Here is a 23,831-nt window from a genome sequence, read left to right on the forward strand (position 1 = left end):
GGAGAAGACCGCGATATTCATCAGACGGTGAAAAAGGGAGTCCGATGGGCAAGATTTACGCTGACGTGAAGTCCGCGCTGGAGGGGCTGACATTCGACGGCATGACCGTCATGTCGGGCGGCTTCGGCCTGTGCGGCATTCCCGAGAACCTGATCGCGGGCCTGCGCGACACGGGGGTCAAGGGCCTGACCGTCATCTCCAACAATGCGGGCGTGGACGGCTTCGGTCTGGGCCAACTGCTGGAGACGAAGCAGATCGCCAAGATGATCTCGTCCTACGTCGGCGAGAACAAGGAGTTCGAGCGCCAGTATCTGGCCGGCGAGCTGCAACTGGAGTTCAACCCGCAGGGCACCCTGGCCGAGCGCATCCGCGCGGGCGGCGCGGGCATCCCCGCCTTCTTCACCGCCACCGGCGTCGGCACCCTGGTCGCCGAAGGCAAGGAAGTGCGCGAGTTCGACGGCCGCAAATACGTCATGGAGACGGGGCTGGTCGCCGACCTGTCCATCATCAAGGCGTGGAAGGCCGATGAGCGCGGCAACCTCGTCTTCCGCAAGACGGCCCGCAACTTCAATCCGATGATGGCGACGGCGGGCAAGGTGACGCTGGTCGAGGTGGAAGAGATCGTCCCCGTCGGCTCGCTGGACCCCGACCACATCCATACGCCGGGCGTCTATGTCGACCGCCTGATCCAGACCGTTTCCGAAAAGCGCATCGAACAGCGCACTACGCGCAAACGGGAGGCTTAATCCAATGGCACGTACTCGCGAACAACTGGCTGAACGCGCCGCGAAAGAGCTTCAGGACGGCTTCTATGTGAACCTGGGCATCGGCATCCCGACGCTGGTCGCCAACTATATCCCGCAGGGCATGACCGTCACGCTGCAGAGCGAGAACGGCATGCTGGGCATGGGCCCCTTCCCCTATGAGGGCGAGGAAGACCCCGACCTTATCAATGCGGGCAAGCAGACGATCACTGAAATCCCCGAGAGCAGCTATTTCAGCTCCTCGGACAGCTTCGCCATGATCCGGGGCGGCCACATCAACCTGTCGATCCTGGGCGCGATGGAGGTGGCCCAGAACGGCGACATCGCCAACTGGATGATCCCCGGCAAGCTGGTGAAGGGCATGGGCGGGGCCATGGATCTGGTCGCGGGCGTCAAGCGCGTGGTCGTGGTCATGGATCACGCCAACAAGCACGGTCAGTCCAAGGTGCTGAAGGCATGCACCCTGCCCCTGACCGGCACGGGCGTAGTCAGCCGCATCATCACCGATCTGGCGGTGTTCGACGTCAAGCCGGACGGTTCGGGTCTCGAACTGATCGAACTGGCCGACGGCGTCACGCTGGACGAGGTCGCGGCCAAGACCGAGGCCGACTACACGGTGGCGCCGGGCGTGGGCTGAACCGCCCTCTTCCGCTTCTGAAAACAGAAACCCCGGCGACCTCGCGGTCGCCGGGGTTTTTGCATGTCTTCCTTCTCCCTCAAGGGGAGAAGAGATTTAATCCCGCGTCGCCTGGAAGCCCTGCTGGTCGGTCCACAGGACGATCTGGCGGCTGGCCTCGGCCGTGGCGCGGTCGAAGGCGGCGACGATGGCCGACTGGCGGTTGGCGCCCGCGCTCTCGCTGACCGAGATGCGATCCTCGGCCAAGATGGAACGGTCCCCCGGCCGAACCAGACGCAGCAGTACGACGATGTTCGCATCCGGCACGGCGCCCGGCGCGGCGTAGGCCGCCTCGAAGCGGCGCACGTCGACGCTGAGCAACAGGCCGTTGCGGGCCATCGGACCGCTGCTCAGGACCGTGCAGGTGCCGCCGTCGGCAAAGGCGTTGCGCAGAGCTTCTTCGAACAGGGTCTCGGCCGGAGACACCCAGCGCGCGCCCTTGATGTAGGCGGCTTCGGTCCCGGTTACGGCCAACATGCGGTCGCCGCGCGCGGCCTCAGGAAACTCGACCCGACGCATGGCGACATGAACGTCAGGGCAGGCCGAGGTCGCTCCGGTCCCGGCGTAGGCGGATGCGCCGCCAAAGCGATACAGTTGGACGGGATCCGGCGTCGCCAGAACAGCACAGCCGGACAAAGCGCCCGCAAGCGCAGCGCTGGCGGCAACGGTCATCCATCGGTTGCGGATCATGGCTGCACCTCGATTTCCTTGGACGGCGCCTTGGCGAAGAACTCACGCGGACTGTCGCGCACATTGTCGATCAGCGACTGCAGCGAGCGCGTCGCCTGATCCAGCTGGCGGATGGTGTCGTTCAACTGCGGCACTGTCTGCGTGCCGAAATCGCCCAGAGGCCCTTCGAGACCGGACGCCGAACGATTGATCGAGGCGATGGCGGCCTGAGCTTCCTGCGTCGCCTTGTTGATGTTGGCGATAGCCTGCCTGCCGTCGGTATCGACCATCTGGCGCGCACTGACGCCCAGGGCCTGGTATTCGCCGACTGCGGCGTTGGCCTTGGCGATCGTCTCTTCCAGCTGCTGGAACATGCCCTTGCGGGCTTCCAGCTCGGCGGTCAGGGCCTCGACGTTTTTCACACTGGACGAGAAGCTGCGGATATTGTCGTCCGACATGACCCGATTGATGCGGTTCAGGGCGTCGACCGTCTGCGCCAGCACCGTTCCCGAGCCGCTGAGCAATTCAGCCAGCGGACTGGGCTGGCTCTGGATCACCGGGACGACATTGTCGGGATACTGGTCCTTCAGAAGCGGGCTGGACGCCTCGCCCGCCGTGATCTGGATGTAGTTCAGGCCCGTGATGCCCTGCGGCTCCAACTGGGCGCGCGAGGTGACGCGCACCGGGGTCGTGCCGTTCAGACGCACCCGGGCTATGACCTGATCGCCCTTTTTGGGGTCCAGGTTCAGGTTTGTCACTTCACCGACGCGGATGCCGTTGAAATGGACCTCGCCGCCTTCCGACAGGCCGCGCACGGGACCGTAGAAGATGATGTCATAGACATCGTAGTCCTTGTTGAACTGCAACCGCGCCAGCCAGATCGTGAACACGGCCAGCGCCACCAGAAGGGCGACGGTGGCGATGCCGACGGCGGCGTAATGAGCGTCTCTTTCCATCGTTTCGCGCCCTCCTCAGGCCGCGGTCTTGTGGGCGGCGCGTCCGCGCGGCCCCAGGAAATATTCCTTGATCCAAGGGTGGTCAGAGCGTTCCAGCTCAGCGACCGGCGCCTTGGCCACCACATGTTTATCAGCCAGCACCGCCACCTGGTCGCAGATGGCGTACAGGCTATCGAGATCGTGGGTGATCATGAAGACGGTCAGCCCCAGATCATCCGACAGCTGACGGATCAGGTCGTCGAACGCCGCCGCCCCGATGGGATCCAGCCCCGCCGTCGGCTCGTCCAGAAAGACCAGCTCGGGGTCCAGCGCCAGCGCCCGCGCCAGGCCGACGCGCTTGCGCATCCCGCCCGACAGTTCGGCCGGTTTCAGATAAAGGGCCTCGGGCTTGAGCCCCACCATGGCGACCTTCATCTCGGCCAGTTCACGGATCGTGTTCTTCGGCAGATGGGTATGTTCGACCAGCGGCGAGGCCACATTGTCGAGCACGGACAGGGAGGAGAACAGCGCCCCCTGCTGGAACAGCACGCCGGTGCGGCGCTCGACGGCGGCGGCCTCTTCCTTGGTCATGGCGCTGCGGTCCTCGCCGAACAGACGCACTTCCCCGCCCTCAGGCTCTTTCAGGCCGATGATGGAATTCAACAGCACCGTCTTGCCCGTGCCGGACCCACCGACGACGCCCAGCACTTCGCCGCGCATCACGTCCAGATCCAGGCCCTGGTGGATAACCCGCTCGCCGAACTGGCTGAGCAGGCCCCGCACCTGAATGACGGCCTCGCGGTCGTCCGGTTTGCGCGTCTCGCCCGTCATATTTTCAGCTCGATGAAGATCAGGGCGAAGACGGCGTCCAGCAGGATGATGGCGAAGATGGCCTGCACCACGGCCGCCGTGACCCGGCGCCCCAGGCTTTCGACATCGCCCGCCACCGACATGCCCTGTCGGCAACCGATGGCCGCGACGACGAGGGCGAAGACCGGCGCCTTGATCAGACCCACCATCATGTGGGTCGGCATATAGCCGTCCTCGACCAACCGCTGGAAAAAGAAGGCCGGGCCGAGGTTCAGCTGGCTCCAAGACACCAGCACCCCGCCCAGCAGCCCGCCCACCATCGCCAGGAAGGTCAGAAGCGGCAGCATGACCAGTAGCGCCGCCAGACGCGGAATGACCAGGGCCTGAAAGGGATCGACCCCCATGACCCGCATGGCGTCCACCTCCTGCGTCATGCGCATGGAGCCGATTTCGGCGGCGAAGGACGAGGCCGAGCGGCCCGCCAGCAGCACCGCCGTGATCACCACAGCGAACTCGCGGAAGACGGCGACGCCGATCAACTGCACCGAGAAGACCCCGGCGCCGAACTGGGTCAGCAGGTCCACGCCGATGAAGGCCACCACAGCGCCGATGAAGAAGTTGGTCACCACCACGATGGGAATGGCGTCCAGGCCCGTGCGCTCCGCCTGACTGAACCAGGCGGCCCAGCGGATGCTGCCGGGGTGCTTCAGCGTCGTGATGACGGCGGCCATCAAGCGACCCAGAAAGGCCAGCGACAGCATGGCTTCAGCGCCGAAATCATAGACCCCGCGACCGACCTTGGCGAAGCCGCGCGTCATCGGCGCGGATCGGCGCGGCGGCTCCGTCGTCATACAGTCCAGCTTGGCCACCATACGGTACAGCCGCCCCGCCTCGGGCCGGGCAGACCAGGCGGATTCGGGAATGGGGCTGCTCATCGCCTGGGCCACCGCCAAAGCGCCCGCCGTATCGAAACGGCCCAGATCGTCCAGATCCAGCGCCGTAACCGATCGCCCGTCCAGTTCGGACTTCAGCCGGTCGCCCAGACGCCCGACAGACACCGTCGACCAGTCGCCGGCCAGCCGCAGGCGCGCCTGTCCGTCCTGATGATCGTCAACCTGGAAATCCGCCCGATTCATGAGCTCGACACTGACACAGGCCCGTCCGCGCGCCTACGCGGCTTAAAGCTATGCTTTTCGCCGGACGTCAACGACTGATGACAACTCTTGATCTCTTCCGGCCTTGCTGAGCGCAAGCCAAGCCCTCCCGTCACGGCGCAGCTTTGTGAACGTCGTGGGAGGATTTTTGTTCAGAGGCATCGAAAAGCAAAGGCCTAGACCATTATCGGTTCGGATTGAATCAATCCGAACTCAGATCAATGGTCCAGATCAATCACTCGAGCGAATATCTGGGTTCACATGCAATCGCATGTGAACCGATTTCGCTCTAGCGCAGATAGTCCAGCAGCGAGACCTGCCGCAATTGGCTGATCACCTGGGCCGAAGCCTGTAGGGCGATCTGGGCCATCTCCAGCTCCACAACCGCCTCAGCCATGTTGGCGTCGGTCTTGCCGGCCAGGATGGTGTCGACCGAGATCTTGCGCGCCTCCTGCGACTCCAGCAGGCGATCCACCCGGTTCTGCATTCCGCCGTTGGCGGCCTGAAGTTCAACGACGCCTTTGGCCGCCGCCTCGAAGCGCCCCATCTGAGTGGTCAGGAAGGCCTTCTGCGCGTCGGTCATCTGCCCTTCCAGCGGCGCCGCCTCATGGGCCAGTTGAATGTCGCGGAAGATGGCGAACAACTCCGCCCCCATAGCGTCGGCCAGGAAGCCGGTGTACATCGACACGTTCTCGTCCAGCCAGGACGATTGCTTCAGTTGATCGTTGCGGAAGGCCGCATTCTCATCAGGCAAGGCGGCCAGCTTGGCCATCATGGTCGCGCCAGGCTGGCCGGGGATGTCAGGCAGGTCCACGGGCGCGCGGTCAACAGCCCCGCCGCTGAACAGATACTTGCCCTGATGCTTCATGTTCAGCCCGTCCTGAGCCTCCATAAACAGGCTTTCCAGCGAGCCCATCAGCGCGTCCATACGCCCGGCGGCGATGGCGTCGGCGAGGGCCTGGCGCGCGGCGGTCGCGGCGTCGGCGACGCGGTCCATCGCCAGGTCCTGCGTCTCCAGCCGGGCGGCGACGGCCTTGTTGGTGTCGATGAAGGTTTGGATGCGGGTCTGGCTGGACTTCAGCGCGCTGACCGTTTCCGACCCCCGCCCGAAACCCACCAGATCGGTGGCGTTCTTCTGGGTGTTGACCTTCTTCTGGGCCGTCTCGGCGCGCGACTGAGCCGACATCAGGTCCAGCAGGGCCGATTGGTAGTTTCCATAGGTCGAGACGCGGGTCATCGCACCATCCCCAACAGGATATCGTACATGTCCTTGGCGGCCTGAACCATGCGCGCCGAAGCGTTAAAGGCTTGCTGATAGGTGGTCATCAGCACCAGTTCCTCGTCCAGATTGACGCCTTCGACCGAGGTCCGCCGCGCCGTCGCCTCCTTGGCCAGGGCCGTGGCGCTGATGGCGTTGTTCTTGGCCATTGCGGTGCGGCTGCCGATTTCGCCCGACAGTTCGGACGCATAGCGCGACAGCGACATGGAGCCGCCCGCCGATCCGCCCGCCGCAGAGAAGGTCGTCGCATTCTCGCCCGCAGCGGCCAGAAGCCGGGCGCCGCGCGCGTCATTCCGCCCGACGACGGCCGTGCCCAGACCGCCCGTCGCGTCCGCTTGAGCGAAGGCCATCAGCGCCGGGTCGCGCACAATGTCCGGCCGGACAGAAAAGGCGTCCGCACGCGAGGCGCGCGCCCCGCCCAGGCCGAACAGGGCGCTCATCGACACGCCTGACGGAACCTGGGTCGTGCGGTCCTGAAGCACCGAAAGCTGGGCGCCGGAGCCGGGGCGCGGGGTGAACGCCATCTCGCCCGCCGCATTGAGGCTGAAGGTTCCCATCCGACCGGCGCCCGTCATCGGATCGTTCAGCGCGGCCAGCAGGCTGGTCATGTCGCCGCCCGCGGGGACCGCCACCTGGACATCACGCAACTTGGCGCCCGCCGCATCGCTGAAGCGGAAGGTGATGGTCTCGCCCGCCGGGAAGCCATGCTGCGACGCGCCCGTCATGCCGGTTTCGTACATCGCCGGCTGGTCGCTGGAGATCAGGTCGTTCAGGCCGAAGAAGTGCGAAAAGCCCCGCCCGCCCTTGTTCGTCGGCGCGGCAGGGTCGTCGACCACCACGACCCTCGTTCCCGGCGCGCCCTCGATCTTCAGCCGCCCGTCGACGAAGCTGGCGCTGCCGTTGGTTCCCAGCTGGGCGTTCAGATCGGCCAGGAAGGTCGCCGGGTTCATCGTCGCCAGATCCAGGTCCACCTTGTGCAGGGCGACGCCCTGATCATTGGTGATGACGATGGAGGTTCGGCCGGTAAAGCCCGCCAGCGCGGTCTCCAGCGACTGGCCCACATTGCGCCCGGTCAGGCTGTTCGGCGGCGGCGCGGCCGAGGAGGCGTTGTGCGCCCGGTTCAGTTCGTCGGCCAGCCGCGACATCAGTTCAGCCAGACGCTCGGCAGTGGCCGGAGCCTCGCCGTCGCGCAGTTCCAGCAGGCCCTTGATCTCGCCCGAACCCAGCCCTTCGGCCAGAGAGCGGGCCTTTCCGGCAGGCGGCTCTATGACCGTGATCTCGTTGAACACCGTCTCGGCCGCGACAGCGCCCGCGCGCACATAGTCCAGCTTGGCCGCGCCCTGCCCCGCCAGCATGATGCCGGCGCCGGTGCGGATTTCGACCCCGCCGACCGCACGCCCGGTGATGCGAACGTCCATGAGGCCGGACAACTGGTCGATCAGGGCGGCCTGCGCCGTCTGGGCGCCGGATGAGTCCGCATTGACCACCGTGGCCTTGGCGATCTCGACGTTCAGTTTTTCGATCTGCTCCAGCAGGCTGTTGGCCGTCTCGACCGCGCTCTTGATGCGGGCGTCGGCGTCTTCGCGCACCGACTGGATCTGACTGTTGATGCGGGCAGCTTCGTCGAACAGCCCTTGGGTCTTCCAGATGGCGTCCTGACGCGCGGGACCGGAGGTCGAATTCTCGGCCGAGGCGGCGAAGGCGGCGAAGACGCTGTCGATCTGCGAGAAGAAACCGCTGTTGGCGCCAGGGTCGCCGAACATCGACTGGATGCGGTCATACAGTTCATAGCGCACCGTCTGGCGGCCGGCGTCGGCGCTGGCGTTCAGGCTGGCCGCCTGCAGGAAACGGTCGGTCGCCAGGCGGATGCGGGCGATCTCGACGCCTGCGCCCACGCCCTGACTGGCCCAGGACTGCTGGTCGGCGATCTTGCGGACATAGCCGGGCGTGTTGACGTTGGAGACGTTGTCCGAAACCACCCGCAGCTGCGTCTGGGCCGCATTCATGCCCGAGGTGGCGATGTTCATGATCGAGTTAAGGGACATCAGACGCCTCCTGACGCCGACGACCGCCCGCCCGGCAAGCCTTGCAGGCGAGCGTGCAGATCTTGCCCGGCGAAACGAGCAGGTCTTCTGACCATCTCTTTGATTTTCCTCGACATCGGCATTCGGCCCTTGTGCGTTCCCAGGTGAGGAAGGCAAGGCGCGGGCCAAGTCGCGCGGCGGCCTCTTCGCCCGGCAAAAAGCGACAGGCGCGGCAAGAAGCGCCCGGCGCGGGAAAACGAAAACGGCGCGCCGCGCGTTCTGAATATGTCTTTAATTCAGTAGGTTAACTCGACATCCTGCACTTGGCCCGAGGCTTGCGGAGCCTCTGCCGAATGTCCCAGGCGCAGCAGGCGCCGCCTTACACGACCGAAAGCGCCTGCCCGCCGCATGTCCGCCATCAACATCCTGTCTGTGCTGACGCCCGCCGCCCCCGACGGCGCGGGCCCGGACGCCTCGATCGAGGCGGCGACGGACAGCGCCATGTTCGCGGATCTGATGCTCAAGGAAGAGACGCCCGAAGCCCCAGCCGCCGCTCCGCCGTCCGTCCGGACGCCCGCCGCGCAGACTGAGCCCGACGACATGGGCGCAGCCGTCGCCATGATTCCGGTCTGGTTCGCTCCGACGCCCGAGCCTCAACAGCTTGCGACCGGCGCACCGGCGCTGACGATTGAAGGCGACGACGCCCCGCTGAACACGGACGCCGCGGCCGAAGAACCCGCTTCTGAGAAGACGGCGGACACTGAGGCCAAGACGCAGGACGCAGAAGCTATCGCGGCCGCCGCACCTGCGGCTTCGTCCGCATTCGCCGCGCCCGCTAACCCGGTAGCGCCCTCTGCGAACGGGCTCGCGCTCAGCCCCGCCGCCGCGCCGCTCGTCGCCCTCAAGGCGGCCGCCCCCGTCGCCGCAGCATCTGACGCTCCGATCGAAGCCCCGCCCGCCGAGGGCGAGACGCAGGCTGAAGGTTCGACGCCCGACCGCTCCCCCCTGCCCTCGCCGTCGGGTCCGACCCCCGCCATGCCGGGCGTGACCGGCTTCCGCTCCGGCGCGGGCGAGCGCCTGGCCTCTGCGCGTGAAGTCGTTCAGGCGGCGGCGCAGACGGAAGGCGGCTCCGATCTGTCGGCGGCCGACCGTCTCAAGACAAGCGATGCTCCGGCGACCGTCGCAGCTGGAGCCGTCGCTCGCCCGACTACAGCCGCAACGCTCCCCACGCCGCCGACGCCCGCCCCCGCCCCGCCCGCCGCCGACGCGGACGCGCCGGTCCAGCCGCCCGCCGCCGCCCAAACGGCCGCGCCGCAGGAGTCTGCCGCGCCACGCGATCTGGGCCTGTCCCATCTGTCGCGCGCCACGGTCGAGACCACCGCCCAGATCGCCGCCCAGATCATCAAGAAGCTGGACGGCCGCTCGACCCGCTTCGACATGGCGCTGACGCCCGAGGGTCTGGGCCGGGTCGATGTCAGCCTTGAGATCGAGTCCGACGGTCAGGTCACGGCCCGTCTGGCCTTCGACACCCCGGCCGCCGCCGCCGACCTGCGCGCCCGCGCCGATGAACTGCGCCGCCAGCTGATGGAGGCGGGGCTGCACCTGTCGAGCGACGACCTGGAGTTCGCCGAGCGCGATCCCTCGTCCGGCTTCGGCGGCGGCGCGTTTGAGCGCCAGCCCGACCGCCGCGCCTTCACCGGCGCCGCCCGCCTGGCCGCAGAGGCCGATTCCCTCGTTCCGCCGCCCAGCGCCTGGACATCCCTTTCCCTGACGCCTGACCGCGTCGATCTGAAGGTCTGACGATGGTTGACGCCGTCTCCACCAACAACGCCGCAGGCCGGGTGAACGCCGGAGGCCAGATGCTGGCCTCCAACTTCCAGACCTTCCTGTCGCTGCTGACCACCCAGCTGAGGAACCAGGACCCGCTGTCGCCGGTCGATTCCAACGAATTCACCGCCCAGCTGACCCAGATGGCGGGCGTCGAGCAGCAACTGCTGACCAACGACCTGCTGACCGGTCTGCTGAAGGCCCAGCAGGGCGACGGCCTGACCGGAGCCGCGCCCTATATCGGCAAGGACGCCACCGCCGTCTGGTCCGCCACCCGCTTCGAAGATGGCGAGGCCAGCTGGAGCTATGAACTGGCCGCCGACGCGACCGATGCCACGCTTCAGGTGCTGGACGCCTCGGGCAAGGTGGTCTGGAGCGGCCCGGCGCCTGACAAGACCAACGGCCTGCACGACTTCAAGTGGGACGGAAAGACCACCGGCGGCGGTCAGGTGGACGACGGCGGCGTCTATACGCTGAAGGTCGTCGCCAAGGACGGCGCAGGCAAGGACGTCGACAGCCAGGTGCTGATCCGCGGCCGCGTCACCGGGGTCGAGATGTACGACAACACCCCCTTCGTCGTCATCGGCAAGTCGATCATGCCGGTGTCCAGCCTGATCGCGCTGGAAGAACAAAAGGCCGCCGCCAAACCCGATCCGGACGAGGACGCAGGCGCGCTCAGCGCCCTGGCCTCGAAACTCAACCCCTTCAATCTTCTCTCGTAAGGAACCCCAGCCATGAGCATCAACGGCGCCATGCTGGCCGGCGTGTCCGGCCTGACCGCGAACGCCGCGGCCCTTTCGACGATCTCGCAGAACATCGCGAATGTGAACACGGTCGGCTACAAGCGGGCGGCGACGGAGTTCTCCACCGTCGTCAACGCCCAGACACAGGGCGTCGGCTATTCGGCCGGAGGGGTGCAGGCGACCGCCCGTCACTTCATCAGCCAGGCGGGCCAGCTTCAGCGCACCACCTCGGGCACCGACCTGGCCATCGCCGGCCAGGGCTTCTTCGTCGTGACTGAAAAGTCCGAGAACCTGACCCTGTCGGACGCGCGCCTGTTCACCCGCGCCGGGGCGTTCAAGATCGACGACCTGGGCTATCTGCAGAACACCTCGGGCCTGTATCTGCAGGGCTGGCCGGTCGCCAGCGACGGCACGGTCAACGCCGACCCGTCTGACATGAGCCGCCTGCGCACCATCAACGTCGGCTCGGTCGGCGGCGCCGCCGAACCCACGACCCGCGTCAGCCTGAACGCCAACCTGAAGTCCAGCACCGAGCCCGATGCGGCCGAACTGGCGCGCTACGGCGCTGGCGAAACAATGGCCGCCTATAAGGCGGACGCCGTGCCGGCGGTCGGGGTGAAGCCCAACTTTGAAATCTCCATTCCGGTGTCGGACTCCAAGGGCGGCCAGCAGAACCTCACCGTCGCCTTCCTGAAGGGACCCAACCCCAATGAATGGTTCGCGGAAATCTATGCGCCCGACGGTTCGGTGATCAACGCAGACGGCACCCTCATGACGCCGAATGCGCCGATCAAGAGCGGTATCGTCAAATTCACCCAGGACGGCCGGCTTGATACGTCTTTTACCGGTCCGAACGCCCTGTTCCCTGATCCGACCAACGCCACCATCACCATGGGAGCGTCGCTGACGACGCCGCCGACGCCGCCGATCCCCGGCGCGCCGACGCCGGACGTTCTCTGGGCCACAGATCTTGGCGTCGCCGCCCAGACCATCAGCATCGACCTGGGCGCCTCGACGGGCGGACTGACCCAGTACGACAGCACCTCCATCGTCCAGGCCACCTATACGAACGGCACCGCCTTCGGGAATCTGACCGAGGTGAAGATCGACGACAACGGCTTCGTAACCGCCATCTTCGACAATGGCGTCATGCGCAAGATCGCCCAGGTCGCCCTGGCCACCTTCCCCAGCGCCGACAGCCTGACCGAAGTCGCGGGCAACGCCTTCCGGGTCAGCCAGAACTCCGGCACCTTCAACCTGAAGGCCCCCGGCACGGGCGGCGCGGGCCTGCTGGGCGCCCAGCAGCTGGAGGCCTCGACCGTCGACCTGTCGACCGAGTTCACCGGCCTGATCACCACCCAGCGCGCCTATTCGGCCTCGTCCAAGATCATCACCACCGCCGACGAAATGCTGGCGGAGCTGATCAACATCAAGCGCTGATCGGCCAACGGGAATCCATGAGCAAGGTCTCGTTAGACTCGATGAATCCTTCCTTTAGCCGGCGCAGAACGCGCCGGATCGGCCGGATGCGTCTTAGCCATTCCTTCACCACGACGCTTAAACGCCCCTTAGCGGGCGGGGGCCTAGCCTGCGCGTCTATGGTGGTGGTGAGAGAGGCTTAAAGCCCATGCTGCAAGAGCGACGCCTTAACAGTAACGGCGAACAGTACGTGGTCGGGCCGACGGGCACGCCCCTGACCCTGCGCGACCTTCCGCCGTCGGATACGAACCGCTGGGTCATCCGGCGCAAGGCCGAGGTCGTGGCCGCCGTGCGCGGTGGGCTGATCAGCCTTGAGGACGCCCTCGAGAAGTACCGTCTGACGGCCGAGGAATTCATGGCCTGGCAGAAGGCCATCGACAAATGGGGCATGCAGGGCCTGCGCACCACGCGCATCCAGAGCTATCGCGACTAAGCCTGCCCGGCTTGACGCATGATCATGGGCCGCTCCTGAATGGGGGCGGTCTTTTTCATGTCTGGAGTTCAGCGCGGTGAAGGTCTCAGGTCCAATCCTCGCGAGCGCGCTGCTTCTCGGCGGATGCGCAGCCGCTCGTCCGGCCGCCCAATGTATCCCGCAGGAAGCCGTTGTCTGGCTGGAATGCCTCGGAGAAACGGACGCTCTCGCCACGCAATGTGAGATCGTGAACGGCCCGCCGCCCCCGTGCGGCCAGGCGGAAAAAGCCATCGCCTTCGGCCACGCCCAGATGTTCCAGTCGCAAGATTCAACCCCGCGCTGGTTCCGTTTTCTGGTGAAGGTCGAGGCGGATGGAACGACAAGTCGCCATCTCTCTGAAGCCAGGCCTCGAAATCGCGCGCCTTAAGGCCTAAATGGCGGCGATGACCATGGACGCCCTGACCGACGACATCCTCTGCCCCGTTCCCGACATCGCTCCCATGTCGCAAGCCGACATGGACGCCGCGATCGAGAGCGTGCGACAGGCCGTGAGCCTGCCGCAGGGCGCGCGCGTGGTCGCCGCCATGTCCGGCGGAGTGGATTCCACCGTCGTCGCGGCCCTGCTGCACAAGGCGGGCTATGACGTGGTGGGCGTGACCCTTCAGCTCTACGACCACGGCGAGGCGTTGAAGAAGAAGGGCGCCTGCTGCGCCGGTCAGGATATTCACGACGCCCGTCTGGCCGCCGATCTGATCGGCATTCCACACTATGTCCTCGACTACGAAAACCGCTTCAAAGACGCGGTGATCGACCAGTTCGCGGACTCCTATCTGAAGGGCCAGACGCCGGTCCCCTGCATCCGCTGCAATCAGACAGTGAAATTCCGCGACCTGCTGGACGTCGCCCGCGATCTGGGCGCCGAGGCCATGGCCACCGGCCACTACGTCCGCCGCGCGACCCACGGCAACCGCTCGCAGATGCGCAAGGCGGTCGATCACTCGCGCGACCAGTCCTACTTCCTGTTCGCCACGACGCAGGAACAGTTGGATTATCTGCGCTTCCCGCTGGCCGATCTGGAAAAGCCGCAGGTGCGGGGCGTCGCCGCATCGCTGGGCCTGCGCATCGCGTCCAAGCCGGACAGCCAGGACATCTGCTTCGTGCCGACCGGCGACTATCGCACCCTGATCGACCGGCTGCGGCCACAGGGACGTGAGGCGGGCGACATCGTCCACATGGACGGCCGGGTGCTGGGTCGCCATTCGGGCATCACCGACTACACCATCGGCCAGCGCCGGGGGCTGAACGTCGCTGTGGGCGAGCCTCTGTTCGTGGTCAAGCTGGACCCCGACACCCGCCGCGTCATCGTCGGCCCGCGCGAAGCCCTGCTGACCGCCCGTCTGACGCTGGAGGAAACCAACTGGCTGGGCGATCAAGCCACCATCGAGGAAGCCGCCCGCGACGGCGCCCCGGTGCTGGCCCGCGTCCGCTCGACGCGCCAGCCTTCCGCCGCCCATCTGGCTTGGGTGGATGACGCCGTTCAGGTCGTCTTCGATCAGGGCGAGGAAGGCGTCGCCCCCGGCCAGGCCTGCGTCCTGTACGACCCGGCCGACGACGAGCGCGTTCTGGGCGGCGGCTTCATCCAGTCGACCGAGGCCGTGGCGGTCTAACCTCCTTAAATTTGCAAGCCGCGCGGACAGCCGCTCAGGTCACGCACACGTCCGCCATGGGCCCTCGGAACAAGCCCGAGGGTGACGGTTCTGGCGGGCCGCATAGACCCGCAGGCAGTTGCCGTCCGGATCGCGCGCCACGAAGCCGTGGCCGCCGTCCATGTCCGTCGGCGGCAGGACGATGCGCGCGCCCCGGTCCCACCAGTCGATGTGCAGTTCATCCACCACGCCGGGAGCCTCCATGCGCAGGTCCGCCTGGGTTCCGCCTCGACCGCGCCACAGGCTGAGTCTCCGCCCCGGCGCCAGCAAGAAAACGGCATGGTCAGGCCCCGCCTCGACCGGTCGTCGGCCCAGCAGCCCGGCGTAGAAACGCGCGCTGGCGTCCGGGTCGGCCACGTTCAGCACAATGTCGTCGCTCATGGTCATGGTCCCTCCACCTGTCTGAACAGAAGGAGAACCTAGTCGGGCCTGCCGCCAGTTTCTGTCAGCATCATCGCGGCGGCCCCTGCCGCTCGCACGCCTCATGCCAGCGTTTCAGCAGCACGGCCTTTCGCGTGGGATAGCGGGCCTCCAGCACCTCGGCCTCGACGATGCGGTCGGTGCGGAAGCTGCGGAAGTCGTCGCGCAGTTCGCACCAGCCGATCAGCAGCCGCACCCGGTCGAAAAAGGCCAGGGCGAAGGGCCAGACGACCCGGTCCGACGCCGCGCCCGCCTCGTCGCGATAGTTCAGCCTCAGCTTGCGTTCGATGCGGATCGCCTTGCGCAAATGGGTCGGATCGACCGCATCGGCGGGGATCGGCGCGCCCGGTCCGATGAACAGGGCCGAGGCCTCCATCTCGTCGCGCAGATCCGGCGGCAGCACCGCCGCGATCCGCGACTGGGCGCTCAACGCCGCATCGCGCAATCGCGCATCCGCCCGCTCGGCCACCCAGCGCGAGCCCAGGGCCAGGGCCTCGATCTCTTCCGGTGTGAACATCAGCGGCGGCAGCAGATAGCCGGGCTTCAGCACATAGCCCACGCCCGGCTCGCCCTCGATCGTCGCGCCCTGCGCCTGCAGGCTGGCGATATCGCGATAGAGGGTGCGCAGGGAAACGCCCGTCTCCTCCGCCAGCGCGCGGCCGCTGACCGGCCGACGATGGCGCCGCAGGGTGTTGAGAAGATCAAGAAGACGTTCGGAGCGCGACACCCCGCAAGCTTAACAGACTTGCTGTCGGAAAGCGGCAGCATGGGTCGGACAGAGACGCTCTTGCTCCCGCCCCGCCTGAGCGGACATGATGGATTTACAACGGGAGAACGCCCTTGCGCGGCATCGACTTCAGCTCATGGCAGAGCCTGTTCGCCACCTTGCTGGGCCTGGCCCTGGTCACGCTGATCGGGATGGGCATACGGCTGATGATGATGTTCGCCATCCAGCAGCGCCGCGAACGGATGAACCGCCAGATCAACGAGCGCCTGCGCACCCTGATCGCCGCCTATAAGGTGCTGGGCGGATCGTTCACCGGCGATCTGAGCGTCGATCCCCGCCACATGCGCGACATCCGGCGCGGCGGCGCTGCCGACGACGACGCCGCCGCTCACGAACGCTCGGACCGCGCCCGCCGCATCCGCGATGCGGTTGAATCGGCCCTGTCCGACATCATCCTGCTGGGGACGGAAGACCAGGTGCGCCTGGCCGAGCAGGCCGCGCGCGACCTCGTCGCCGGGCGGCCTGTGCGCACCCACGCCCTGGTCGTCTCCCTGCGAGACTTCATCCGCAAGGCTCTGGACCTCACCCCCGTCCCGCGCGGCCTCGACATTCCGCCGCAAGGTCCGGCCCGCCCGTCAGGAAGCAAGAGCGGCCGCGACGACGCCAAGGGCGGCGGCTCCGGCGGCGGAGGGGGCGGCATGGGCATGGGGATGGGCATGGGCATGGGCGGCTCGGACGACGTCTCGCAGCACAAGACAGGCTGATCGGCCATTCCGCCAGCCTCCGCCGGCGTGGCCTCTCAGGCCGCTTCGTCCTTGGTCGGCATGACCTCGCCGACGGTCGGTCGGTTCTCGGTGAAGACCACCTCCACCTCGCGCGGTCGAACCATCTCATTGCAGCAGCCGCAGGCGATACGCGGCTTCAGGTCATGGCCGCAGGTCTTGTGGCGCAGGACGATTCCCGACGCCTCGTCGCCATAGACGTGCTTCTCGCCCCAGGCATGCAGAGTGACCAGGACGCCGTACAAATCCTTGCCCTTGGCCGTCAGGACGTACTCGTTGCGTGGCGGGCGCTCGGAATAGGGGCGCGGCTCCAAAACCCCATGATGCACCAGCGACTTCAGCCGCGCGGCCAGAACGTTCCGCGCCACGCCCAGCCGCTCCTGCCATTGCTCGAAGCGGCGGACGCCGTTGAAGGCGTCGCGGATGACCAGCATGGTCCACGGGTCGCCGATCACCTCGAGGGTGGCGGCGACCGAGCAGCTCTGGCGCGAATAGTCGGCGGTGCGTCCCATACAACTGAAAGTGACGCTCCGTCAGGCTTTTGACAAGGGTTGCCAATCGCGACGCAGTCAGTCAGTTTCTATTGGCAACGGACATGGCCGCCCCCGGCCATGTCCTTCCCTCGACTCGGAGGCGGCGCCGTCGCAGGTTCCGCCTCCGCTTTTCGATGAGAGTCATGACCGAACCCGACCTGATCCGCGCCGCCTTCTGCCTGACGCCCGAAGATGACGGCGTTCTGGCGGCCCATCTTTCCGGCGAATTCTCCAACGGCCCGATCAGCGCCCCGCCCGAAGCGGGCTTCCCCTTCGGCGGCCTGCTGGCGGCCCTGTGCGCCGGGGCCATGCGTCAGAGTCTGGGGATCGAGGCGCCGCTGCGCAGCCTGACGGTCCAGTATCTGGCGGCCGCCCGCTACGGCCAGTCGTTGCAGTTTCGGCCCCGGATGCTGAGGGGCGGCCGCAACGTCGCCTATGCCGTGGTCGAGGGCGGGCAAGGTTCGAAGCTGACCCACCACGCCAGCGCCACCTACGGCGCGGACGGCGCGACGCCCACGCCGCTGACGCCGCTGCTGGCGTCGCCGCCCTCGCTGGACAGCCTGAAGGACGCGCCGGGCATCAGCGGCCCGATGGCGCCGCGCTTCTCTCAGCACGTCGACTATCGCTTCGACGGCGGCCCCAACATCCTGGGCGGTAATGAGGGCAGGCCTGTCGTCGAACGGGTCTGGATGCGGGTGAAGGACAGCGCGCCGCTGGACGAACTGCGGATGTGCTACCTGCTGGACGCCCTCTATCCGCCCGCCTGGACGGCCTTCAAGGCGCCGCCGATGATGACGACGGTGGACCTGCGCTGCGACTTCCTGGCCGATCCGACGCCCGAAACCGCGCCCGACGGCTGGGCCTTCTTCGAGTATCGCCTGCTGGACCACGGCCTGGGCTGGTCGGTAGATGAAGCGATCGCCTGGGGCGCCGACGGCCGCCCGCTGGCCCTGGCCCGCCAGCGCCGCAAGCTATTGTGAAGCGCCACAAGCTGCGGTGAGGCGCCGCTTGCCAGCGGGCCTTCGCCTCCCCTAATCCCCCTCGAAACGATTCAACTTACGGAAACGTCCGCCATGACCGCCGCTTCTGACCCCGTCGTCATCTGCTCCTTCGCCCGCACGCCGATGGGCGGCTTCCAGGGCGCGCTGTCGCCTGTGAAAGCCACTGATCTGGGCGCCGTCGCGGTCAAGGCCGCTGTCGAGCGCGCAGGCGTCGCGCCTGAGAAGGTCGAGCAGATCTTCATGGGCTGCGTCCTGCCCGCCGGTCTGGGCCAGGCCCCTGCGCGTCAGGCCGCCATCGGCGCCGGGCTCGGCAAACACGTCGAGGCGACGACAGTGAACAAGATGTGCGGCTCGGGCCTGCAATCGGCCATGATGGCGCACGACGCCCTGCTCGCGGGGACGGCCGATGTCATCGTCGCGGGCGGCATGGAGTCGATGACGGGCGCCCCCTACCTGATGAACAAGCACCGCGGCGGCGCCCGCATCGGCCACGACGTCATCGTCGACAGCATGATGATGGACGGGCTGGAGGACGCCTATTCCCCCGGCAAGGCCATGGGCGTCTTCGCCGAGGACGCCGCGGCCCAGTATCAGTTCACCCGCGAACAGATGGACGAATACGCCATCGAGAGCCTGACCCGCGCCAAGAACGCCATCGCCTCCGGCGCCTTCAAGGCCGAGATCGTCCCGGTCGAGGTCGCCACCCGCAAGGGCCCGGTGACGGTCAGCGAGGACGAACAGCCCGGTAAGGCCGATCCGGCCAAGATCCCGACGCTGAAGCCCGCCTTCGTCAAGGACGGCGCCGTCACCGCCGCCAACTCCAGCTCCATCTCCGACGGCGCGGCCGCCGTGGTCATGACGCGCGAAAGCACGGCCAAGGCGCTGGGCCTGCCCATCGTCGCCCGCGTGGTCAGCCACGCCGCCCACGCCCATGAGCCGGGCCTGTTCACCACCGCCCCGGTTCCGGCCATGCAGAAGGCCCTGAAGAAGGCGGGCTGGTCGGTCGAGGACGTGGACCTGTGGGAGGTCAACGAAGCCTTCGCCGTCGTCGCCATGATCGCCCAACAGGAGCTGGGCATCGACCGCGCCAAGCTGAACGTCAACGGCGGCGCCACGGCGCTGGGCCACCCCATCGGCGCGTCGGGCGCGCGCATCCTGTCCACGCTGCTGGCGGCGCTTCAGGCGCGCGGCAGCAAGAAGGGGGTGGCCTCCCTGTGCATCGGCGGCGGCGAGGCCGTGGCCATGGCGGTGGAACTCGCCTGATCCTGCGACGTTGTCGGCGGTCAAGCTAACTGTGGAGACCTCCCCCTTGAAACTCCCTGCCCTGCTCGCCGCCGGCGTAGCCGCCCTCAGCCTCTCCGCCTGCGCTACCGCACAGGCAGAAGGCGTGATGCCCCAGGACAACACTGTCGCCGGCCAGGCCGGTTCGGCTGACCTCAAGGCCTTCCCGGCCGCGACGCCGGGCCAGACGCGCCACGTCATCAACCTGCCGGCCCAGTCGGACGAGGACGTGTTGAAGGTCGAACTGATCCTGGGCAAGACCCAGACGGTCGACTGCAACCGCCAGTTCTTCGGAGGCCGCCTTGAAACCCGCACCGCCGAGGGCTGGGGCTATGACTACTATGTCCTGCCTGCTCTGGGGAACGCGGCCAGCACCTTGATGGGCTGCCCTCCGGGCTCGGAGCGTCAGGCTTTCGTGACGACGCAGGAACAGCCGCTGATCCGCTATAACTCGCGTCTGCCGGTCGTGGTCTACACGCCGTCGGATGTCGAGCTGCGCTATCGCGTGTGGCGTGCGGGCGAGACCCAGACGGCGCGCTGATCCGGGCCGTTCATTGAGATCAGACGCGGGCGTCGGTCGGATTCGATCGGCGCCCGTTTCGATTCCGGGCCGCGCCTTCCATCCCCGCGCCTTCCATCAGCGTCCCGCTGCATCAGCGAAGCCAGAGAAGCGCATCCGGCGCTCAGGACAATCATGGGCCGACTCCTGCATTTGCGAACCATTTGCAGGTTTGCGCAGAGTCGGCCGTCGTGCAAGCGTCCTTCTCTACTTCTCTCGGAGACTCGCCATGCGCGAAGACGGCAAGCTGGATTATCTCGAACTGCCCGCCACGGACCTGGCGGCGCACAAGGCCTTCTACGCCCAGGCGTTCGGGTGGAGCTTTCAGGATTACGGCCCGGCTTATGCGGCGTTCAGCGAAGGGTTGGACGGCGGCTTCACGCCCGACGCCATGACGCCCAAGCCGCTGCCCATCCTGTACGCCCATGATCTGGAAGCCATGCAGGCCAGGGTCGAGGCGGCGGGCGGCGCCGTCACCCACGCCATCTTCGCCTTCCCCGGCGGACGTCGTTTCCACTTCCGCGACCCGTCCGGCAACGAACTGGCCGTCTGGTCCGAGAACTAGACCATTTTCGGTGCAGTCGGACTCGACTGAACCAGATACTCGCTCCAGGCTCTACTTCGGATCCACGGTCTGGGCGATGCGCTCCGCCTCGTCACGGTCGGCGCCGTCCTGGGCCATCAACCAGACGTGGATTTCGGCGGGTTCGCCCGAGCGCTGGAACAGATGCTCCATGGCGATGCGCCGCGGCCCCTCGGTCGTCACCACCGAGATGCGACCGCCGACCGTCACCTGCTCCCCGTCATAGATCGGAAACTGGGACGAAGGCCCGGCGTAGATCATCAGATAGGTCTTGCCCGCCTTGCGCGCCGAATAGACGTGAGCGCCGGGGCCCGAGCGGCCCTCGACCAGTTCGAAGCCCGGCGGCAGGTCGATGCGGAACGGCAACGCAGCCCTCTCGGCCGCGCTCAGGCCTTGCGGGCCGGACGCAGGCGCGGACTGAGCCGACACAGACGGGCCTGCAGCGGGAGCGGGCGCGCTTTGATCCGTCGCCGGACGGCGAACCGGCGCCTCCTGAACAGGCCGAGGCTGCGGTTGAGTCGGCGTCGGCGCGGGTCGAGATCGGGCTTCCTGAGCGGACTGGGGCTGAACCGCAGGCGTCTGTGTCGGAGCCGGATTCGGAGCCGAGGTCGGCCGTGGCGCGGCAGCAGGCGCTGAAGCCGGAGCCGAAGGCGCTCCGTTCAGGCGGCGGGTCAGTTCCTCGATGCGCGCGCGTTCAGCCGGATCCTGACGCGCGGCGGGCGGAGGCGTCGTCTGAGCGACCGGCGCTGCTGAGGGCCGGGATGGCGCCGCCGACTGCGACGATTGCGGCTGGGACGCCGGCGGGGCGCCGTTCAGGCGGCGGGTCAGTTCTTCGATGCGAGCACGCTCGTCCGGGTCCTGCTGGGCGGCGGCGGGGGTCGCAACGACCGCCAGCGGGGCGATAAGCGACAGGGCGACGATAGCAGCTTTCATGACCCGACATTGGCGGCGCGGGCCGCGCCGGGTCAAGCGGCCATATCAGCGGACCTGTCTCAGACGCCGGGCATCTCCACCCAGAAGGTGGCGCCTTCCCCAACCACGGAATGCACGCCGATATCACCGCCCTGCAGTTCGACCAGCCGCTTGGCCAGCGTCAGGCCGACGCCGTGCCCCTCGATGCTGGAACGGTCCAGGCCCAGGCGGTTGAAAGGTTCGAAAAGCTGAGCCTGTTTGTCTTCCGACAGCCCCGGCCCCCGGTCGATCACCTCGATGCGGATGCGGTCGCCGCTCCATGCCGCGCGCAGGATGACCACTCCACCCGACGCGCCGTATTTCATAGCGTTACTGGCCAGGTTGCCGACCACCTGCGTCAGTCGCTGAGAATCAGCCATCGCCACCAGGGCGTCGCCGTCCGCCGCCACCTCGATCCGCAGACCTTCCGCTTCGGGCAGCAGCGCCATGGACCGGCGCACATCCTCCAGCACGCCGCTGACCTCCGTCGGCCGCAGGTCGACCTTGACCGCCCCGGCTTCGGCGCGCGCCACGTCCAGCAGATCATGTGTCAGCGCCTCGATCTGACGCGCCGTCTTGACCAGCATCTGCGCCATCTCGACCTGGCTGTCCGTCACCTGGCCCACATGGCCGCCCGCCCACAGTTCGCCGATGCCGATGACGCCGCCAATGGGGCTCTTGATCTCATGAGCCACATTGGCCAGCAGCCGAGACTTGGCGGCCGAGGCCCGTTCGGCGCGCAACCGGCCTTCCTTGGCGCGCTGCATCAGTTGGTCGCGCTCTTCCAGCAAGGCGGCGACGACGAGGATCGGCATATAACCCAGCAGCACCAGAAGCTGCGCCAGCAAGGCGCGATCCTCGGCTCCGAACTGGTGATAGGGACCGTGCCCGGCCATCGTGCCGCCGATCGCGACCACCGACACCACCAATAGAGCCCAGGCGGCCCCGATCACGCGGAACCGCACCGCCGCAATCAGGATCAAGGGCAAAAGCAGGAAGCCGAACGGCAAGCTGAGATGGGAAAAAATCGCATAACATGCGCTGCCGAGCAGAAGGCCCAGGCCGAGACCTTCGGCCAGCCGCGCCGGTTGTTTCAACAGTTGCAGGTGCGCCTTGCGCAGGCTCAGCCCGACAACGCCGATCACGGCGAAGCCCAGTGCGTGGCCGCTCCACCAAATGCGGAAGGCGTCGAGGAAGTCCTGTTCGGCCAGGTTCGCCACCGCCGCACAGGCAAGCAGCGCAGACGGCAAGGGAGCGATGGCGCAGATGGTCAGAAACCGCGTCAATCCCTGAACGCTGTCGACATGCAGGCCCGTCACCAGCCGACGCGTCAGCACGACGGCCAACACGATCTCCAGCACATTGCTCAGCGTGAACAGAGTGGACAGCCAGAGCTTGTTTCCGGCCAGGATTTCGCCGGCGAAAACCCCCGCAGCGACCAGGACGCCGAAGCCCAGATCATACTGCAGGCCGCGACCGCTGCGCAGCCAGGCGGCCATCGCCAGCCCGCCTGCCCCCCACAAGGCGGCGATCAGTCCGTTGGCGCGGGCGAAGCTGATCGCCAGCACCACCAGGATCGCGACACCCAGAGCCGTCAGTATCGGCGCCAGCGGCTGACGGAAGAAATCGGCGTTGGGCGGGACCTGGGTTTCAACCCCGATCGCTCCCTTCGCTGTCGCTTCCAGTGCGACCTCACCCCTGTGGAGCGCGCGGCTCATGCTCATCAATCCGGCCCAGAACTAGAGTCTCAGGGCCTGATCTTGATCCATGTTCCTAAACATCCTCTGAAATCGATGCTGGACTTCAGGATGCGGCGCCCAGCACCTCATTGAAGGCGCGCACGGCCGCTGCAGGACCATCCGGATAGAGCCAGACCCCTGCGCTGACCGCGACGAAGTCGGCGCCCGCCGCCGCCAGGCCGCCTGCGTTCTCGACCGTCACCCCGCCGATGGCGACACAGGGCGTCTCCATCGTTTCCTGCCAGATCGTCAGAATGTCCGGTTCGGCGTGATGGACCACCTCCTTGGTCGACGTCGGGAAGAAGGCGCCGAAGGCCACATAATCGGCGCCGCCCTCAGCCGCCTCCATCGCCAGGTGGCGGCTGTCGTGGCAGGTGACGCCGATCATGGCGTGCTCGCCCATCATGCGACGCGCATCGGCCAGGGAGGCGTCCTCCTGGCCCACATGCACGCCGTCGCAGCCGGTGGCGCGAGCCAGATCGGGCCGGTCATTCATGATCAGGGCGACGCCGTGCGCCTGACAGACGGGCTTCAGCCGCGCGACCGCCGCGCGAATGGCGTCGTCCGAGGCCTCCTTCAGCCGGATCTGCAAGGCGGCGCAGTCGCCGGCGGCCAGCGCGGCCTCCAACTGGACGGCGAAGGCCTCGAGATCCGGCAGGACCGACGGCGTGATCAGATACAGACGGCAGGGCGGACGGGCGGGAATTTGCGGTTGACGAGCCATGACACCGCCCTGCCCTTCGGCGCCCACCCCGTCAATGTTGCAGAGCGCATGAG

At 67.1% G+C, this 23,831-nt stretch carries 25 protein-coding genes; 12 read left to right on the forward strand and 13 right to left on the reverse strand.

Annotated elements, in window-relative coordinates; all coding sequences use genetic code 11:
• Positions 1 to 44 precede the first annotated feature (44 nt).
• Both D1604_RS08185 and D1604_RS08190 read left to right on the forward strand, forming a co-directional pair.
• Positions 45 to 746: a CoA transferase subunit A gene (locus D1604_RS08185; RefSeq protein ID WP_119412895.1), complete on the forward strand. Its 702-nt coding sequence runs from the start codon at positions 45 to 47 to the stop codon at positions 744 to 746.
• 4 nt (positions 747 to 750) lie between these two features.
• Positions 751 to 1,401: a 3-oxoacid CoA-transferase subunit B gene (locus D1604_RS08190; RefSeq protein WP_119412896.1), complete on the forward strand. Its 651-nt coding sequence runs from the start codon at positions 751 to 753 to the stop codon at positions 1,399 to 1,401.
• 96 nt (positions 1,402 to 1,497) lie between these two features.
• Here D1604_RS08190 and D1604_RS08195 read toward each other — a convergent pair whose 3' ends face one another.
• The 6 genes from D1604_RS08195 to flgK all read right to left on the reverse strand — a co-directional run bounded on the left by D1604_RS08195 (position 1,498) and on the right by flgK (position 8,332).
• Positions 1,498 to 2,130: an ABC-type transport auxiliary lipoprotein family protein gene (locus tag D1604_RS08195; RefSeq protein WP_119412897.1), complete on the reverse strand. Its 633-nt coding sequence runs from the start codon at positions 2,128 to 2,130 to the stop codon at positions 1,498 to 1,500.
• A complete protein-coding gene (locus tag D1604_RS08200) occupies positions 2,127 to 3,065 on the reverse strand; it encodes an MlaD family protein (protein WP_119412898.1) in 939 nt (312 codons plus the stop codon). The genes D1604_RS08195 and D1604_RS08200 overlap by 4 nt, the downstream gene beginning before the upstream one ends.
• A 15-nt stretch (positions 3,066 to 3,080) precedes the next feature.
• On the reverse strand, positions 3,081 to 3,875 hold the full coding sequence (locus D1604_RS08205) for an ABC transporter ATP-binding protein (RefSeq protein ID WP_119412899.1): 795 nt from the start codon (positions 3,873 to 3,875) through the stop codon (positions 3,081 to 3,083).
• Positions 3,872 to 4,990: an ABC transporter permease gene (locus D1604_RS08210; RefSeq protein ID WP_119412900.1), complete on the reverse strand. Its 1,119-nt coding sequence runs from the start codon at positions 4,988 to 4,990 to the stop codon at positions 3,872 to 3,874. The genes D1604_RS08205 and D1604_RS08210 overlap by 4 nt, the downstream gene beginning before the upstream one ends.
• A gap of 307 nt (positions 4,991 to 5,297) precedes the next feature.
• Positions 5,298 to 6,245 (reverse strand): flagellin, encoded by a 948-nt coding sequence (locus D1604_RS08215; RefSeq protein ID WP_119412901.1) that lies wholly within the window; start codon positions 6,243 to 6,245, stop codon positions 5,298 to 5,300.
• On the reverse strand, positions 6,242 to 8,332 hold the full coding sequence (gene flgK / locus D1604_RS08220) for a flagellar hook-associated protein FlgK (protein WP_119412902.1): 2,091 nt from the start codon (positions 8,330 to 8,332) through the stop codon (positions 6,242 to 6,244). The genes D1604_RS08215 and flgK overlap by 4 nt, the downstream gene beginning before the upstream one ends.
• A gap of 387 nt (positions 8,333 to 8,719) precedes the next feature.
• Here flgK and D1604_RS15915 point away from each other — a divergent pair, with 387 nt between their 5' ends.
• The 4 genes from D1604_RS15915 to sciP all read left to right on the forward strand — a co-directional run bounded on the left by D1604_RS15915 (position 8,720) and on the right by sciP (position 12,793).
• Positions 8,720 to 10,111: a flagellar hook-length control protein FliK gene (locus D1604_RS15915; protein ID WP_233551970.1), complete on the forward strand. Its 1,392-nt coding sequence runs from the start codon at positions 8,720 to 8,722 to the stop codon at positions 10,109 to 10,111.
• 2 nt (positions 10,112 to 10,113) lie between these two features.
• On the forward strand, positions 10,114 to 10,860 hold the full coding sequence (locus D1604_RS08230) for a flagellar hook assembly protein FlgD (protein WP_024353266.1): 747 nt from the start codon (positions 10,114 to 10,116) through the stop codon (positions 10,858 to 10,860).
• A 12-nt stretch (positions 10,861 to 10,872) separates the two neighbouring features.
• Complete coding sequence (locus D1604_RS08235; protein ID WP_119412903.1) at positions 10,873 to 12,321, forward strand: flagellar hook protein FlgE; 1,449 nt, start codon at positions 10,873 to 10,875, stop codon at positions 12,319 to 12,321.
• Positions 12,322 to 12,508: 187 nt separating this feature from the next.
• A complete protein-coding gene (gene sciP, locus D1604_RS08240) occupies positions 12,509 to 12,793 on the forward strand; it encodes a CtrA inhibitor SciP (protein WP_024353268.1) in 285 nt (94 codons plus the stop codon).
• An 85-nt stretch (positions 12,794 to 12,878) separates the two neighbouring features.
• Here sciP and D1604_RS15620 read toward each other — a convergent pair whose 3' ends face one another.
• Positions 12,879 to 13,097 (reverse strand): hypothetical protein, encoded by a 219-nt coding sequence (locus D1604_RS15620; RefSeq protein ID WP_147399897.1) that lies wholly within the window; start codon positions 13,095 to 13,097, stop codon positions 12,879 to 12,881.
• Between the two features lie 109 nt (positions 13,098 to 13,206).
• Between D1604_RS15620 and mnmA the strand changes: the two genes are divergently transcribed.
• Positions 13,207 to 14,439: a tRNA 2-thiouridine(34) synthase MnmA gene (mnmA, locus tag D1604_RS08245; protein WP_119412904.1), complete on the forward strand. Its 1,233-nt coding sequence runs from the start codon at positions 13,207 to 13,209 to the stop codon at positions 14,437 to 14,439.
• Positions 14,440 to 14,478: 39 nt separating this feature from the next.
• On the opposite strand, the gene D1604_RS08250 is transcribed toward mnmA, so the two are convergent.
• The gene (locus D1604_RS08250) at positions 14,479 to 14,859 is read right to left on the reverse strand and encodes a VOC family protein (RefSeq protein WP_233551972.1); all 381 of its coding nucleotides are present in this window, start codon (positions 14,857 to 14,859) and stop codon (positions 14,479 to 14,481) included.
• Between the two features lie 70 nt (positions 14,860 to 14,929).
• Positions 14,930 to 15,625, reverse strand: coding sequence for a helix-turn-helix transcriptional regulator (locus D1604_RS08255; RefSeq protein ID WP_119412905.1), 696 nt, complete (start codon positions 15,623 to 15,625; stop codon positions 14,930 to 14,932).
• Between the two features lie 113 nt (positions 15,626 to 15,738).
• On the opposite strand from D1604_RS08255, the gene D1604_RS08260 reads away from it, so the two are divergent.
• A complete protein-coding gene (locus D1604_RS08260) occupies positions 15,739 to 16,389 on the forward strand; it encodes a hypothetical protein (protein WP_119412906.1) in 651 nt (216 codons plus the stop codon).
• A 35-nt stretch (positions 16,390 to 16,424) separates the two neighbouring features.
• Here D1604_RS08260 and D1604_RS08265 read toward each other — a convergent pair whose 3' ends face one another.
• Positions 16,425 to 16,919 carry a winged helix-turn-helix transcriptional regulator gene (locus tag D1604_RS08265; protein WP_024353273.1) on the reverse strand — a complete coding sequence of 165 codons (495 nt, stop codon included), beginning with the start codon at positions 16,917 to 16,919 and terminating at the stop codon, positions 16,425 to 16,427.
• Between the two features lie 164 nt (positions 16,920 to 17,083).
• Here D1604_RS08265 and D1604_RS08270 point away from each other — a divergent pair, with 164 nt between their 5' ends.
• From D1604_RS08270 to D1604_RS08285, 4 genes are all read left to right on the forward strand, one after another.
• A complete protein-coding gene (locus D1604_RS08270; protein WP_233551973.1) occupies positions 17,084 to 17,920 on the forward strand; it encodes an acyl-CoA thioesterase in 837 nt (278 codons plus the stop codon).
• A gap of 93 nt (positions 17,921 to 18,013) precedes the next feature.
• Positions 18,014 to 19,204, forward strand: a complete 1,191-nt coding sequence (locus tag D1604_RS08275; RefSeq protein WP_119412908.1) for a thiolase family protein — start codon at positions 18,014 to 18,016, stop codon at positions 19,202 to 19,204.
• 46 nt (positions 19,205 to 19,250) lie between these two features.
• Positions 19,251 to 19,763 carry a serine protease inhibitor ecotin gene (gene eco, locus D1604_RS08280; protein ID WP_233551974.1) on the forward strand — a complete coding sequence of 171 codons (513 nt, stop codon included), beginning with the start codon at positions 19,251 to 19,253 and terminating at the stop codon, positions 19,761 to 19,763.
• 247 nt (positions 19,764 to 20,010) lie between these two features.
• On the forward strand, positions 20,011 to 20,346 hold the full coding sequence (locus D1604_RS08285; protein ID WP_024353277.1) for a VOC family protein: 336 nt from the start codon (positions 20,011 to 20,013) through the stop codon (positions 20,344 to 20,346).
• 51 nt (positions 20,347 to 20,397) lie between these two features.
• Here the strand turns inward: D1604_RS08285 and D1604_RS15625 are convergent, their stop codons facing one another.
• The 3 genes from D1604_RS15625 to thiE form a co-directional block, all read right to left on the reverse strand.
• Positions 20,398 to 21,297 (reverse strand): hypothetical protein, encoded by a 900-nt coding sequence (locus tag D1604_RS15625; protein ID WP_147399898.1) that lies wholly within the window; start codon positions 21,295 to 21,297, stop codon positions 20,398 to 20,400.
• 59 nt (positions 21,298 to 21,356) lie between these two features.
• A complete protein-coding gene (locus D1604_RS08295) occupies positions 21,357 to 23,033 on the reverse strand; it encodes a sensor histidine kinase (protein ID WP_233551976.1) in 1,677 nt (558 codons plus the stop codon).
• Between the two features lie 85 nt (positions 23,034 to 23,118).
• Entirely contained in the window at positions 23,119 to 23,778 is a 660-nt protein-coding gene (gene thiE / locus D1604_RS08300) for a thiamine phosphate synthase (RefSeq protein ID WP_119412911.1), read from the reverse strand.
• Positions 23,779 to 23,831: the final 53 nt, after the last annotated feature.

Origin of the sequence: Brevundimonas sp. LPMIX5 (genome assembly GCF_003576505.1) — a bacterium.
Classification (GTDB): domain Bacteria; phylum Pseudomonadota; class Alphaproteobacteria; order Caulobacterales; family Caulobacteraceae; genus Brevundimonas; species Brevundimonas naejangsanensis.

Excerpts from the sequence above, each read along its gene's own strand:
- D1604_RS08270 (WP_233551973.1), top strand. The coding sequence starts at position 17,084 with ATGACCGAACCCGACCTGATCCGCGCCGCCTTCTGCCTGACGCCCGAA.
- D1604_RS08205 (WP_119412899.1), bottom strand. The coding sequence starts at position 3,875 with ATGACGGGCGAGACGCGCAAACCGGACGACCGCGAGGCCGTCATTCAG.
- D1604_RS08215 (WP_119412901.1), bottom strand. The coding sequence starts at position 6,245 with ATGACCCGCGTCTCGACCTATGGAAACTACCAATCGGCCCTGCTGGAC.
- D1604_RS08285 (WP_024353277.1), top strand. The coding sequence starts at position 20,011 with ATGCGCGAAGACGGCAAGCTGGATTATCTCGAACTGCCCGCCACGGAC.
- flgK (WP_119412902.1), bottom strand. The coding sequence starts at position 8,332 with ATGTCCCTTAACTCGATCATGAACATCGCCACCTCGGGCATGAATGCG.
- D1604_RS08275 (WP_119412908.1), top strand. The coding sequence starts at position 18,014 with ATGACCGCCGCTTCTGACCCCGTCGTCATCTGCTCCTTCGCCCGCACG.
- D1604_RS08190 (WP_119412896.1), top strand. The coding sequence starts at position 751 with ATGGCACGTACTCGCGAACAACTGGCTGAACGCGCCGCGAAAGAGCTT.
- D1604_RS08200 (WP_119412898.1), bottom strand. The coding sequence starts at position 3,065 with ATGGAAAGAGACGCTCATTACGCCGCCGTCGGCATCGCCACCGTCGCC.
- D1604_RS08210 (WP_119412900.1), bottom strand. The coding sequence starts at position 4,990 with ATGAATCGGGCGGATTTCCAGGTTGACGATCATCAGGACGGACAGGCG.
- mnmA (WP_119412904.1), top strand. The coding sequence starts at position 13,207 with ATGGCGGCGATGACCATGGACGCCCTGACCGACGACATCCTCTGCCCC.
- D1604_RS08295 (WP_233551976.1), bottom strand. The coding sequence starts at position 23,033 with ATGAGCCGCGCGCTCCACAGGGGTGAGGTCGCACTGGAAGCGACAGCG.
- D1604_RS08235 (WP_119412903.1), top strand. The coding sequence starts at position 10,873 with ATGAGCATCAACGGCGCCATGCTGGCCGGCGTGTCCGGCCTGACCGCG.
- D1604_RS08230 (WP_024353266.1), top strand. The coding sequence starts at position 10,114 with ATGGTTGACGCCGTCTCCACCAACAACGCCGCAGGCCGGGTGAACGCC.
- D1604_RS15625 (WP_147399898.1), bottom strand. The coding sequence starts at position 21,297 with ATGAAAGCTGCTATCGTCGCCCTGTCGCTTATCGCCCCGCTGGCGGTC.
- sciP (WP_024353268.1), top strand. The coding sequence starts at position 12,509 with ATGCTGCAAGAGCGACGCCTTAACAGTAACGGCGAACAGTACGTGGTC.
- D1604_RS08265 (WP_024353273.1), bottom strand. The coding sequence starts at position 16,919 with ATGGGACGCACCGCCGACTATTCGCGCCAGAGCTGCTCGGTCGCCGCC.
- D1604_RS15915 (WP_233551970.1), top strand. The coding sequence starts at position 8,720 with ATGTCCGCCATCAACATCCTGTCTGTGCTGACGCCCGCCGCCCCCGAC.
- D1604_RS08185 (WP_119412895.1), top strand. The coding sequence starts at position 45 with ATGGGCAAGATTTACGCTGACGTGAAGTCCGCGCTGGAGGGGCTGACA.
- thiE (WP_119412911.1), bottom strand. The coding sequence starts at position 23,778 with ATGGCTCGTCAACCGCAAATTCCCGCCCGTCCGCCCTGCCGTCTGTAT.
- D1604_RS08195 (WP_119412897.1), bottom strand. The coding sequence starts at position 2,130 with ATGATCCGCAACCGATGGATGACCGTTGCCGCCAGCGCTGCGCTTGCG.
- D1604_RS08250 (WP_233551972.1), bottom strand. The coding sequence starts at position 14,859 with ATGAGCGACGACATTGTGCTGAACGTGGCCGACCCGGACGCCAGCGCG.